This is a genomic window from Streptomyces sp. NPDC059010, assembly GCF_042740355.1.
GTDB lineage: Bacteria > Actinomycetota > Actinomycetes > Streptomycetales > Streptomycetaceae > Streptomyces.
The window spans coordinates 113,536-125,078 of sequence record NZ_JBHYJA010000029.1 but is presented as its reverse complement, the minus strand read 5'-3'; the positions used below and the strand labels follow the sequence as shown (position 1 = coordinate 125,078).

At 70.9% G+C, this 11,543-nt stretch carries 13 protein-coding genes; 7 read left to right on the top strand and 6 right to left on the bottom strand.

Annotated features, from left to right (window positions below; genetic code table 11):
• Positions 1-284: 284 nt before the first annotated feature.
• The 3 genes from ACFWYS_RS29000 to ACFWYS_RS28990 all read left to right on the top strand — a co-directional run bounded on the left by ACFWYS_RS29000 (position 285) and on the right by ACFWYS_RS28990 (position 3,611).
• Complete coding sequence (locus ACFWYS_RS29000; protein WP_384775072.1) at positions 285-1,358, top strand: PP2C family protein-serine/threonine phosphatase; 1,074 nt, start codon at positions 285-287, stop codon at positions 1,356-1,358.
• Between the two features lie 280 nt (positions 1,359-1,638).
• Positions 1,639-2,979 carry a transcriptional regulator gene (locus ACFWYS_RS28995; RefSeq protein ID WP_384775069.1) on the top strand — a complete coding sequence of 447 codons (1,341 nt, stop codon included), beginning with the start codon at positions 1,639-1,641 and terminating at the stop codon, positions 2,977-2,979.
• An 86-nt stretch (positions 2,980-3,065) separates the two neighbouring features.
• Positions 3,066-3,611, top strand: coding sequence for an NUDIX hydrolase (locus ACFWYS_RS28990; protein ID WP_384775066.1), 546 nt, complete (start codon positions 3,066-3,068; stop codon positions 3,609-3,611).
• Between the two features lie 29 nt (positions 3,612-3,640).
• On the opposite strand, the gene ACFWYS_RS28985 is transcribed toward ACFWYS_RS28990, so the two are convergent.
• Entirely contained in the window at positions 3,641-3,898 is a 258-nt protein-coding gene (locus ACFWYS_RS28985; RefSeq protein WP_384775063.1) for a hypothetical protein, read from the bottom strand.
• Between the two features lie 181 nt (positions 3,899-4,079).
• The gene (locus tag ACFWYS_RS28980) at positions 4,080-4,952 is read right to left on the bottom strand and encodes a 3-hydroxybutyryl-CoA dehydrogenase (RefSeq protein WP_384775060.1); all 873 of its coding nucleotides are present in this window, start codon (positions 4,950-4,952) and stop codon (positions 4,080-4,082) included.
• 197 nt (positions 4,953-5,149) lie between these two features.
• Between ACFWYS_RS28980 and ACFWYS_RS28975 the strand changes: the two genes are divergently transcribed.
• The gene (locus tag ACFWYS_RS28975) at positions 5,150-6,412 is read left to right on the top strand and encodes a glycoside hydrolase family 10 protein (RefSeq protein ID WP_384775083.1); all 1,263 of its coding nucleotides are present in this window, start codon (positions 5,150-5,152) and stop codon (positions 6,410-6,412) included.
• Between the two features lie 31 nt (positions 6,413-6,443).
• On the opposite strand, the gene ACFWYS_RS28970 is transcribed toward ACFWYS_RS28975, so the two are convergent.
• Entirely contained in the window at positions 6,444-6,644 is a 201-nt protein-coding gene (locus ACFWYS_RS28970; RefSeq protein ID WP_272114731.1) for a DUF1918 domain-containing protein, read from the bottom strand.
• A gap of 94 nt (positions 6,645-6,738) precedes the next feature.
• Positions 6,739-7,695, bottom strand: a complete 957-nt coding sequence (locus tag ACFWYS_RS28965) for a DMT family transporter (RefSeq protein WP_384775057.1) — start codon at positions 7,693-7,695, stop codon at positions 6,739-6,741.
• On the opposite strand from ACFWYS_RS28965, the gene ACFWYS_RS28960 reads away from it, so the two are divergent.
• Positions 7,694-9,136: a PLP-dependent aminotransferase family protein gene (locus tag ACFWYS_RS28960; protein ID WP_384775054.1), complete on the top strand. Its 1,443-nt coding sequence runs from the start codon at positions 7,694-7,696 to the stop codon at positions 9,134-9,136. The two genes, ACFWYS_RS28965 and ACFWYS_RS28960, sit on opposite strands and share 2 nt — an antisense overlap.
• On the opposite strand, the gene ACFWYS_RS28955 is transcribed toward ACFWYS_RS28960, so the two are convergent.
• Positions 9,133-9,753 carry a DUF6461 domain-containing protein gene (locus tag ACFWYS_RS28955; RefSeq protein WP_384775051.1) on the bottom strand — a complete coding sequence of 207 codons (621 nt, stop codon included), beginning with the start codon at positions 9,751-9,753 and terminating at the stop codon, positions 9,133-9,135. The two genes, ACFWYS_RS28960 and ACFWYS_RS28955, sit on opposite strands and share 4 nt — an antisense overlap.
• An 89-nt stretch (positions 9,754-9,842) precedes the next feature.
• Between ACFWYS_RS28955 and ACFWYS_RS28950 the strand changes: the two genes are divergently transcribed.
• Together ACFWYS_RS28950 and ACFWYS_RS28945 are read left to right on the top strand one after the other, a co-directional pair.
• Entirely contained in the window at positions 9,843-10,277 is a 435-nt protein-coding gene (locus tag ACFWYS_RS28950) for a GNAT family N-acetyltransferase (protein WP_384775048.1), read from the top strand.
• Positions 10,278-10,441: 164 nt separating this feature from the next.
• Entirely contained in the window at positions 10,442-11,035 is a 594-nt protein-coding gene (locus tag ACFWYS_RS28945) for a histidine phosphatase family protein (protein ID WP_384775045.1), read from the top strand.
• Here ACFWYS_RS28945 and ACFWYS_RS28940 read toward each other — a convergent pair.
• Positions 11,017-11,460 carry a DUF6314 family protein gene (locus tag ACFWYS_RS28940; protein WP_384775042.1) on the bottom strand — a complete coding sequence of 148 codons (444 nt, stop codon included), beginning with the start codon at positions 11,458-11,460 and terminating at the stop codon, positions 11,017-11,019. The two genes, ACFWYS_RS28945 and ACFWYS_RS28940, sit on opposite strands and share 19 nt — an antisense overlap.
• Between the last annotated feature and the right edge of the window lie 83 nt (positions 11,461-11,543).

The window sequence follows — 11,543 nt, the reverse complement described above, 5'->3', positions numbered from 1 at the left end:
GGGGGGGGGGGGGGGGGGGGGGGGGGGGGGGGGGGGGGGGGGGGGGGGGGGGCGCGGGGGGGGGGGGGGGGGGGGGGGGGGGGGGGGGGGGGGGGCGGGGCCCCCCCGGCCCGGGGGGGGCCCCCCCCCCCCCACCCCCATCGGGCGCGTTGCGGTCACCTCACTCAATAGGGTGACTTCTCCGGGTGATCTGGTACTTCCGGACTATCTCTCGACAGAATCGGACCGGCCTTTCGAGGTCGGTCCGATTCTGCGTTGTCAGGGCCTATTGGGGGGCCATCGGAATGTTCCGTATCAAGGCTCGGGTTCCCCGGAAGGTTCTGGCGCTGGGGTTGCCCACCGCCTGGGGTGGGGCGGCGGTCACATACAAGCTGGCCTGTCCGCTCGCCCAGCAGGAGAGCCTCGGCGCTCGAATCGTCACCAGTGCCGTCTTCTTCGCCGTGGGAACCGGTCTGATCCTGCATGTCCGCCAGGCCCTCGTGCGGGAGCTGCGGCAGGTCCGCAAGGTCGCCGGTGCCGCGCAGAGCGCGCTGCTGCGGCCGCTGCCCGCCCGCATCGACGGGCTGGGCGTCGCGGCGGCCCAGCTGTCCGCGGATCGCAGTGCCTGTGTCGGCGGCGACCTGTACGAGGTCATCGCCACCGAGCACGGCGTACGGGCGGTGATGGGCGACGTACGCGGCCATGGCATCGCGGCCATCGGCACGGTCGCCGTGATCCTCGGCAGCTTCCGTGAGGCGGTCCACGACGAACCCGACCTGGGCAGGGTGCTGCGCAGACTGGACCGGGCCCTGGCCCGCCATCTGCGCGAGCGTGCGCGTGACGAGCACCCCTCCTCCGGTCTGGAGCCCGACACCCCGGTCGCCGAGGAGTTCGTCACCGTCCTGCTGCTGGAGATCGGCCGGGACGGCGAGATCACGGTCCTCAACTGCGGTCACCCCTGGCCGTATTTGCTGAGCGACCGAGGCGTGGAGCCCCTCGCCCGAGCCGACCCCCTACCGCCCCTGGGCCCGTTCCCCCTCCCCACCGAACTGACCCCGTTGCCGTGCGGCTCTCTGCCCCCCGGGGACTCCCTGGTCCTGTACACGGACGGAGTCGAGGACGCGAGAGACGCGAGAGGCCGGTTCTTTTCCCTGCCGGGGGCGCTCACAGGCGCCGTACGACAAGAAAAGATCACCCCTCAGACGATCCTGAACACACTCTTCGAGGCACTCTTCCGCCACACAAGAGGAAGGCAGGCAGATGACATAGCCCTACTGGTCCTACGGAACGATCGAGTGAGGGTGGCGCTGAATTCCCTGGGGGCGCGGGGAACTGCGCGACCAGCTACAACAAACCCGCAGCCGACCAACCACCTTTAGCTCAACGGCGTTCAGTCGCCCGGCCAAGCCGGCGCGGCGACGCCGTCCGCCCCGCCACGGAGTGTCGGGCAGGCAGCTGGGCGGACGGCGCGGAAGCGGGCCGCCGCACTGTACGAGGGGGAGCCGGCGGCCCGGCCGGCCTCTTGCGAGGCATTTCAGTCAACCGGTTCGGAACTCTCCGCAACAGTGCGCGCACCCTACGGATTCGGGCACTCCGTTCACACCCCGTGTGAACCGGTTCGCACTACTCTGACGGCACCGAGCCATCCGGGGGGCACCCATGCAGCCCAACACTCTGCTCGACGCGATCCTGGACGAGGCCGGGATCTCGCACGCGGGGCTGGCAGCGCACGTGAATCAGGCGGGCCGGGTGCGCGGGCTCGCGCTCAGATACGAACACACCGCCGTCGCACGGTGGTTGAAGGGCCAGCGGCCGCGCGGTCAGGTGCCCGACCTGATCTGCGAGGTGCTCGCCGCCCGGCTGCAACGTACCGTCACGCTCGACGACATCGGGCTCGGCGTACCCGGCGAGCCGTCCACCGCGCACGCCACCTCACTGTCCGGCTTCGTGGAGCGGGCCACCGCGCTCTGGCGCTCCGACGAGCAGCAGCGGCCGCACATCCTGGGCGCACCCGCGGTCACGGGGACGCCCGCCGTCATGCCGGTCTGGGAGTGGGAGAACCCGCCGGAGGACGTGGACGTCTCGCGCGGGGGCCGGCACCGGGTCACCCCCGGCGACATCGAGATGCTGCGTGCCGCCCGCACCCACTACGAGCAGATGTACCGCAAGGCGGGCGGCATAGCCACGCGCACCCGGATCGTCGGCTTCCTCAACGCGGAGGCCGCCCCGCTGCTGAGGGGCAGTTACACCGACGCCACCGGTCGCCAACTGCACCGCGCCACCGGCGGGTTGGTGGCCGTCGCCGGGATCTGCGCATACGACTCCGATGCGCACGGGCTCGCGCAGCGCTACTTCCACCAGGCGCTGCGGCTGGCGAAGGCGAGCGGGGACCGGGGGCTCGGCGCGTATGTGATCGCGCTGCTGGTCAACCAGGCGCTGTTCATGCGGGAGTTCCGGCAGGCCGTCGCCTTCGCGGAGGCCGCGCTGCGGGCCGCCGGCAAGCACATCACCCCGGCGCTCGCCTCCGACCTGTACGCGATGCAGGCGAAGGCGTACGCCCACCTCGGTGACGGCACGAGCGCCCTGTCCTGCATCCGGCGTGCCGAGCAGGCCGCCGAACGCATCCACCGCGGATACGAACCGGACGAAACGGGCTATGTCCAGCCCGGTCTCGTCAATGTCCAGGTGGCGGAGGCGCTGCTGAGTCTCGGGGAACTGACGGCCGCGGGGGAGCATGCCGCGGCCGCCGTCGACAATCCGGCCCACGACCGGGGCCGGGTGCACCGGCTGGCCATGCTCAGCACGATCGAGCTGCGCCAGGGCAACGCCGACAAGGCGGTGGCCACGGCGGTGCAGATGGCCGAGCAGGCGCGAGGGATGGAGTCCCAGCGCCTGCGCGACAGACTCCGGGCGGTACGCGAACACCTGGTGCGCAGCGGCAGCGCGGGCACCTCCGAGGCCGCCGAACTCATCGACGGAGCGCTGCGCGTACCGCTGTAGGCCGGTGCACTCGCGTACTCGAACACCGACACCCCCATAGTCCCTGCTGCGATATTGCCACTTACTCGACGGAAGGTGGCAGAACCGTGCAGTGGACGAAACAGAACGAACAAACTGTGTATGAAAACCGCTGGTTCACCGTCAACCTGGCAGATGTGGAACTGCCCGACGGTCGGCACCTGGACCACTTCCTGATACGGATGCGGCCGGTCGCCGTGGCCACGGTGGTCAACGAGGCCAATGAAGTCCTCCTCCTGTGGCGCCACCGCTTCATCACCGACAGCTGGGGGTGGGAGCTCGCGGCGGGCGTCGTCGAGGACGGCGAGGACATCGCCCGTGCGGCCGCCAGGGAGCTGGAGGAGGAGACCGGCTGGCGGCCGGGACCCCTGCACCACCTCATGAGCGTGGAGCCCTCCAACGGGCTCACCGACGCCCGGCACCACATCTACTGGGCCGACGAGGGCGAGTACGTAGGACACCCCGTGGACGACTTCGAGTCGGACCGCCGGGAATGGGTCCCCCTCAAGCTCGTCCCCGACATGATCGCCCGTGGGGAGGTCCCGGCCGCCAACATGGCGGCCGCGTTACTACTGCTGCACCATCTCAGGCTCGGTCAGGACACCTTGCCCTGATTCCCCCCACCACCGTGTCCTGCGGAGCCTCAATGGCCCAGCGCCTGCCAGATCGCCACGATGAGCGCACCCACCGCGGTCACCGCCGCGACTGCGGGCAGCGGCCAGCGGGCGTGTTCCAGTGCGACGATTCGTGCGGCCAGATCATCGAGTTCCTTGTCGGTCTCTTCGGTTCGGTGACTCAGCAGAGCCAGCCCGCCCTCGACACGCGCGTACGCGACATCGAGGCGGCGGCGTAACTCTGCGAGTTCTCCATTGACCACAGGATGCTCGGGGTCGGCGGTCACGAGTCCGCTCCTTTCCGTAGTCGTCACATCTCTTGCATGCGCATGAGGAGTCAACTCGCCTGGTGGACGCGTGGGGAGAGTGTGCGACGGGCATATGCGAGCCCGGCGCGCACACGGTGTGTGAATGCGATGGGCCCGGCACCCAGCAGGGTGACGGGCCCATTTCAGCCACAGCGCGTAATCAGCCGTAGGTGTAGAAGCCGGAACCGGTCTTGCGGCCCAGCCGGCCCGCGTCCACCATGCGCTGCAGGAGCGGGGGAGCGGCGTACAGCGGCTCCTTGAACTCGTCGTACATGCTCTGCGCGACGGAGGCGACGGTGTCGAGGCCGATCAGGTCGGACAGCTTCAGCGGGCCCATCGGGTGGGCGCAGCCCAGCTCCATGCCGTTGTCGATGTCCTCGCGGCTGGCGATGCCCGACTCGAACATCCGGATCGCGGAGAGGAGGTAGGGGATCAGCAGTGCGTTGACCACGAAGCCGGACCGGTCCTGGGCGCGGATGGCGTGCTTGCCCAGCAGCTTCTCGGCGAACGACTGGGCGCGGGCGATCGTGCCCTCGGAGGTGGTGAGGGCCGGGATCAGCTCGACGAGCTTCTGCACCGGAGCCGGGTTGAAGAAGTGGACGCCGATGACCTGGTCGGGGCGCGAGGTGGCGACCGCCAGCTTCACCAGCGGGATGGAGGACGTGTTGGAGGCCAGGATCGCGTCCGGGCGGGTCACCACCTGGTCGAGCACCTGGAAGATCTCGGTCTTCACCTGCTCGTTCTCGACGACGGCCTCGATCACCAGGTCACGGTCGGCGAACTCGCCGAGGTCCGTGGTGAAGGACAGCCGGGCCTGTGTGGTGTCCAGGTCCTCGTCGCTGATCTTGCCGCGCTCGGCGGCCTTGGCCAGGGAGCTGAACAGCCGGGTGCGGCCGATCTCCAGGGCCTCGCCGGTGGTCTCGGCGACCTTCACGTCCAGGCCGGCGCGGGCGCACACCTCGGCGATACCCGCCCCCATCTGGCCGCAGCCCACCACACCGACGCGTGCAATATCTCCGGAGATGCCGGTCACATCGTCCCCTTCGCTGATCCACGACTGCGGCAGTCCGCCGTTGGTTCGACGCCTGCTCCAAACCTGCACGTTACCTTCGGCGAAGTTTGATCGATCGTTCGGGTACCGCATGAAAAGCTGACGCCGGGCCGGTCCGGAACGCTCGGATCTGTCATGGGGTGGGGCCCTTGACCACGGCACACGGAGGTACGAAGAAGATGCTGCACCGAAGGCCACGGCTGTCACGACGGGCGTTCACGGCGACCGCGCTGTCGGCACTCGTGGCAGGAGGCGGCGCGATGGCGGCCGGCGCCGCCATGGCGGACGGAAGCAATCCGGGCAGGCGCCGGATGACCCGGGAGATGCGCGGCGTGTGGATCGCGACCGTGGCGAACCGGGACTGGCCCGCCAAGCCGGGGCTGACCGCGGACGAGCAGCGCGCGGAGCTGATCGGTCATCTGGACCGGGCGGCCGACCGCGGCCTGAACACGGTGATCCTCCAGGTGCGGCCCACGGCCGACGCCCTGTGGCCCTCGCCGTGCGAGCCGTGGTCGCAGGTCCTCACCGGCACCCAGGGCAAGGACCCCGGCTGGGACCCGCTGGGCACGGCCGTCGCGGAGGCCCACGCCCGCGGTCTGCAACTGCACGCCTGGTTCAACCCGTACCGCATCGCCAACCACACGGACCCCACCAGGCTGGCCGAGTCCCACCCGGCCCGTAAGCACCCGGAGTGGGTGGTGACCTACGGCGGCAAGCTCTACTACAACCCGGGGCTGCCCGAGGTCCGTGCCTTCGTGCAGCGGGCGATGCTCGACGCGGTGCACAAGTACCCGGTCGACGCGGTCCACTTCGACGACTACTTCTACCCGTATCCGGTGGCCGGCCAGGCCTTCGACGACACCGCCGCCTACGACCGGTACGGCGGCGGCTTCGCGGGCCTGGCCGACTGGCGGCGGGACAACATCGACCGGCTGATCCTGGAGACGGCGTCCGGTATCCGGCGGATCCGGCCCACCACACAGTTCGGCATCAGCCCGTTCGGCGTATGGCGCAACGCCGCCACCGACCCGCTCGGCTCCGACTCACGGGCGGGCGTGCAGACGTACGACGATCTCTACGCGGACACCCGCAGATGGGTGCGCGAGGGCTGGATCGACTACATCTGCCCGCAGTTGTACTGGAACGTCGGCTTCGCCGCCGCGGACTACGGCAAGCTCCTGCCCTGGTGGGCGGAGACGGTGCGGGGCAGCAGGACACGGCTGTACGTCGGCGAGGCGCTCTACAAGGCCGGTGACCCGGCGCAGCCCGAGGCCTGGCAGGACCCGGCCGAGCTGTCGGGGCATCTCACCCTGGCCAAGCAGTACCCGGAGGTGTACGGACACGTCTACTTCGCCGCGAAGGACCTGGCGGCGGACCGGATCGGCGCCATGGCGCAGGTGGTGGCCGACCACTACGGGCAGCCGGCCATGACCCCGCGCTGATCCGCTCGTCGGGCTGCTTCGCCCGGTCGAGCTACTTGGCCCGGTCCTTGTGACTGTGACGGATCTCGGTGTCGGGGCCGGGGGAGCACAGGCCCTCGTGCCCGTCCTCGAAGCGGACGCGGTACGGGGGGTTGCCCTCCTGACCCAGGATCTCGACGATCTCGCCGACCTTGTCGTGTTGTCCGACCACCCTGCCGTGCTGAACAAGTTGGTCGCCCACGGTTGCACGCATCTCTTGGGCCTCCTCACCAGGTGCGGGAGCAGCGGTCCGTGGCCTTGAGTCTACGGCGTGGAGCGGTGGTTGGAAGTGGGTCGTTCGGGCCCGCTCAGCCACGCGCCCGCTGGGTCACGGCGATGCACACGAGCACCGCCGCGGCCGTGAGCGGGGCGGCCACTGTCAGGTGCTCGCCGAGCAGTAGCACCGACCACACCAGTGTGAGCAGGGGTTGGGCCAACTGCAACTGGCTGGCCTTCGGGATACCGATGGCGGCCATGCCCCGGTACCAGACGACCAGGCCGAGGAACTGCGAGCCCGCCGCGACCCACAGCAGTCCGGTCACACCGTGCAGGGTGAGCCGGACGGGTTCGTACGACAGCGCCACCGCGGCGGCCGGGACGGTGAGCGGCAGACACAGCACCAGCGCCCAGCCGATCACCTGCCAGCCCGGCATCACCCGGGCCAGCCGGCCGCCCTCGGTGTAGCCGGCCGCGCACACCAGCAGCGCCGCGAACAGGTACAGGTCGGCCGTGATCAGGGCGCCGCCGCTCTGCTGCACGGTGAAGGCGACCACCGCGGCCGCACCCACGAGCGCCGCCGTCCAGAAGGTGCGCGAGGGGCGGGTGCCGACGCGCAGGGCGGAGAACAGGGCGGTGGTCAGCGGGAGCAGGCCGACCACGACGGCGGCGTGTGCGGTGGTGGACGTCTGGAGCGCGAGCGTGCTGAAGAGCGGGAAGCCCAGGACCACTCCGGCGGCGACCACCGCGAGACCCGCCCAGTGCCGGCGGTCGGGCAGCGGGACACGCAGGGCGAGCAGACAGCCACCCGCGATCAGCGCGGCCAGGACGCTGCGCACGGCGACCAGGGACCAGGCGCCGAAGCCCTCCAGGCCCCAGGCGGTGGCGGGGAAGGTGAGGGAGAAGGCCGCGACACCGAGGGCGGCCTGGAGGGTGCCGCGCAGGGGGGTGCCACGCAGGGGTGCCTTCGCCGAACCGGTCGCGCGAGTGGCTTGCGGGGTGGTGACTGCTATCGAGGTTCGGTCGATAGCGCTATTCTCTGCTCTCATGCAAGAGCGTAGCAGTGTCGGTGAACTGGCGAATCGGCTGAGGCGGGAGCTGGACCGCTACTCTCCGGGTGGAAAGCTCCCGTCGAGCCGGGCCCTCGTCGAGCGGTTCCGGGTGAGCCCGGTGACCGTCTCCCGTGCCCTCGCTCAGCTGGTCGCCGAGGGGCTGGTGGTCACCCGGCCCGGCGCCGGAGCGTTCCGCGCCGAGCCGCGCGGGCAGGCCGCTTCCGTGGGGGACACCTCCTGGCAGGAGGTGACGCTCAGCGCGGACGCCGCGGCGGAGCTCGTGCCGCGCTCGGTGGACGCCTCCGGGGTGCTGGTCTCGCTCGCCGCCCCGCCGCCCGGCGTGATCGAGTTCAACGGCGGCTATCTGCACCAGTCGCTGCAGCCGGAGCGGGCGATGGCCGCCGCGCTGTCGCGGGCCGGCCGCCGGCCCGGGGCGTGGGGGAGGCCGCCGATGGAGGGGCTGCCGGAGCTGCGGGAATGGTTCGCGCGCGGCATCGGCGGGCCGGGCGGCCCGATCACGGCGGCCGAGGTGCTGATCACCGCGGGCGGCCAGTCGGCGCTGACCACCGCGCTGCGGGCACTGGCACCCCCCGGTGCGCCGGTGCTGGTCGAGTCGCCCACGTATCCGGGCATGCTGGCGATCGCCCGCGCCGCCGGCCTGCGCCCGGTCCCGGTCCCGGTCGACGCGGACGGCGTACGACCGTCCCTGCTCGCCGACGCCTTCCGGGCGACCGGTGCCCGGGTGTTCGTCTGCCAGCCGCTGTTCCAGAACCCGACCGGCGCGGTGCTCGCCCCCGACCGGCGCGGTGAGGTGCTGCGCATCGCGCGCGAGGCCGGTGCCTTCGTCGTGGAGGACGACTTCGTACGACGGCTGGTGCACGAGGACGCGGGGCCCCTGCCGCGTCCGCTGGCCGCCGACGATCCCGACGGTGTGGTCGTCCATGTCTCCTCCCTGACCAAGGCGACCTCGCCGAGCTTCCGGCTGAGCGCGCTCGCTGCCCGTGGCCCGGTGCTGGAGCGGCTGCGCGCCATCCAGGTCGTCGACACCTTCTTCGTGCCGCGACCGCTGCAGGAAGCGGCGCTGGAGCTGGTCGGCTCGCCCGCCTGGCCGCGTCATCTGCGGTCGATCTCGGCGGAGCTGAGGACCCGCCGTGACGCGATGACGGCCGCCCTCCGTCTCGACCTGCCCGAAGTCGCCCTGCCGCACATCCCGTCCGGCGGCTACCACCTGTGGCTCCGCCTGCCCGACGGCACCGACGAGTCGGCCCTGACCTCCGCCGCCCTGCGAGCGGGCGTCGCGATCACCCCCGGCCGCCCGTACTTCAGCGCGGAGCCGCCGGCCGGGCATGTGCGGTTGAGCTTCGCGGCGGTGGCGGGGGTGGGGGAGATCGGGGAGGGGGTACGGCGGTTGCGGACCGCCTGTGACGAGGTGCTCTAGCCGCGGGGCACCGGGGCTGTGCCACAGGTGAACTCGGCGGACGCGAAGAGCTCGGGCGTCAGACGTATGCCGGTGAGACGGTGGGCCAGCGCGAACGCGGCCTCCGTGTGCAGGGTGTAGTCACAGTCCTCGCCGTCCCGGAGGTCGAAGCCCGACTCCCGCATCTCCGTGAGGAGTTCGTCGGAGCGGCTGCCATGGCGCGCGTAGGGGAACAGCGGCTCGAAGTGCAGGCGTGTGTCGCCGTCCTCGAACCAGTAGAAGTGGTCCACCGCGTTGATGTTGCGGTAGTGGGAGACCACCGTGCGTCCCCGCGAGACCGGGAGCATGGCCTCGGGAGTGATCCCGAGATAGCCGTTGAACTCGACCATCAGCGACCAGTCGCCGACGGTCGTGACACCGATGAACATGCGGTCGCCCTCGTAGTACTCCCACGCGTCGAAGCACGGCTCGTTCAAGGCGTCCACGCCGGTGAGGCCGGGCTCCGGCTCGGCCTTCAACTCCTTCAGGAGTGACTCCGGAGTGAGGCCGCGCACCAGCGTGACGCAGTAAGCCTCCAGCAGGTGCTCGTAGTTCTCGTCGAGCCACCCATAGTCCGCCGCAGTCGTCGTCCCAGTCATGCCCGCAGCATCGCATCCGCCACTGACAACGGCCTCCCACCGGCGAAAACCGCTCGACGCCCACCCCGCCGCCCTGCGAATCTCGCCGCATGACCGACACCCCGCCCCTCGCCGAGGGCTACCAGATCTCCGCCGACCCCGACCGCATCGACGCCGAGCGGGTGCACCGGTGGCTGTCCACCGACGCGTACTGGGCGATCGGACGGGCGCGGGAGAAGCAGGACCGGGCGATCGAGGGCTCGCTGAACTTCGGGGTGTACGAGACGGTTTCGGGGGAGCAGGTGGCGTATGCCCGGGTCATCACGGACCGGGCGACCTTCGCGTGGCTGTGTGACGTGTATGTCGACCCGTCGGTGCGCGGCAAGGGGATCGGTACGGCGCTCGTCGGGGGAGTGCGCGAGCACCTGCGGCCGTACGGGATCAAGCGCATGCTGCTGGCCACGCACGATGCGCACACGGTCTACGAGAAGGTCGGGTTCGTGCCGCTGGAGAAGCCGGACCAATGGATGGCGCTCTACTTCTAGCGAGCACCGACTGACCTCCGGTGGGCACTCCTTGAACTTCCAACAGGTCCGTTTCCAGTGACATGTCCGCCTGATCCTTACCCCGCAGTGAGGCTTCGTCCACCCTCGGTGACCCCTCCACAATGCCTCTTGACCTGCGCACTTCGGCGACACACCATCGCCGCATGCCACTTCGGGTCACGTTCGTCGCCGCCGCGCGCAGCTCTCCGCTGCTCGCGGAGCGCTTCGAGGACGCCCGGCCGCTGGACCAGGCCGGCTGGGAAGAAGTGCAGCGCGTCGCGCGCGACCTGCTGCCGCTGGCGGCCGCCGATCTGCGCTACTGCTCGCCGACCCCGCGCAGCCGCGCCACCGGCGATGCCCTCGGCTATGCCCCGCTGGTGCAACTGGCCCTGCGCGACTGCGACATGGGCCGCTGGCGCGGGCTGACCCTCGGCGAGGCGATGGCCCGGGAGCCGGCGGCGGTGGACGCCTGGCTGGCGAACCCGCGCGGCACGCCGCACGGCGGTGAGTCGCTGCTGGCCTTCATCGCCCGGGTCGGCGGCTGGCTGGACACCCGGCCCGTGGAGGACGGCGGCCGTATCGTCGCCGTGGCCGAACCGTCCGTGATCCGGGCCGCCCTGGTCTACGCGCTGAAGGCGCCGCCCTCCACCTACTGGAACATCGACGTACGCCCCCTGTCGACGACCACCGTCACCGGCCGCGCCGGTCGCTGGAACCTCCGCTTCGACGGAGCGCAGGCTCAGCCCTCACGCGCGTAGTCGGTGGAGAGGACGAGGTCCTTGGCCGGGCCGCGCACCCGCCACCCCGTCCGCCAGTGGTCCTCGCCGAGGACGGTGAACTCGCCCCGGTAGAGGTCGGCCGAGCACGGATGGTCGGCCGTGTACCGCCCCGAGGTCAGGTCCAGATCGTGGAAGGGCCGCCCGTCCGCGAACAGTACGTCCGCCGTGCCGCACGCCTCGCCCGGCAGGAAGCGCAGCGTCCGCTCGGCGGGCCGCGGTACGCCCTGCCAGACGAACGTGCCGGACTCCTCGTGCAGAAGACCTCCGTCGTCGAGTGGGCCGAAAACCGTCGTACCGGAGAACTTCCCTTCCGCGCCGCTCGCGAGATCACGCACGGTCCGCTCGACCCGCCAGCTCCCGGCCAGATATGTCAGTACATCCGGAACCGGCCAGAACCCGCCCATCCGTTCCGCACCTCCCGACGCTTCCGACACTTTCGATACCGCGCGACCCGTTGACGCTCCCGAACCACCCTCCCTATCTTGCC

Bases quoted from the DNA above. Each gene is read 5' to 3' on its own strand.
- ACFWYS_RS29000 (WP_384775072.1), top strand. From the start codon at position 285: ATGTTCCGTATCAAGGCTCGGGTTCCCCGGAAGGTTCTGGCGCTGGGG.
- ACFWYS_RS28995 (WP_384775069.1), top strand. From the start codon at position 1,639: ATGCAGCCCAACACTCTGCTCGACGCGATCCTGGACGAGGCCGGGATC.
- ACFWYS_RS28975 (WP_384775083.1), top strand. From the start codon at position 5,150: ATGCTGCACCGAAGGCCACGGCTGTCACGACGGGCGTTCACGGCGACC.
- ACFWYS_RS28970 (WP_272114731.1), bottom strand. From the start codon at position 6,644: ATGCGTGCAACCGTGGGCGACCAACTTGTTCAGCACGGCAGGGTGGTC.
- ACFWYS_RS28960 (WP_384775054.1), top strand. From the start codon at position 7,694: ATGCAAGAGCGTAGCAGTGTCGGTGAACTGGCGAATCGGCTGAGGCGG.
- ACFWYS_RS28965 (WP_384775057.1), bottom strand. From the start codon at position 7,695: ATGAGAGCAGAGAATAGCGCTATCGACCGAACCTCGATAGCAGTCACC.
- ACFWYS_RS28955 (WP_384775051.1), bottom strand. From the start codon at position 9,753: ATGACTGGGACGACGACTGCGGCGGACTATGGGTGGCTCGACGAGAAC.
- ACFWYS_RS28950 (WP_384775048.1), top strand. From the start codon at position 9,843: ATGACCGACACCCCGCCCCTCGCCGAGGGCTACCAGATCTCCGCCGAC.
- ACFWYS_RS28945 (WP_384775045.1), top strand. From the start codon at position 10,442: ATGCCACTTCGGGTCACGTTCGTCGCCGCCGCGCGCAGCTCTCCGCTG.
- ACFWYS_RS28940 (WP_384775042.1), bottom strand. From the start codon at position 11,460: ATGGGCGGGTTCTGGCCGGTTCCGGATGTACTGACATATCTGGCCGGG.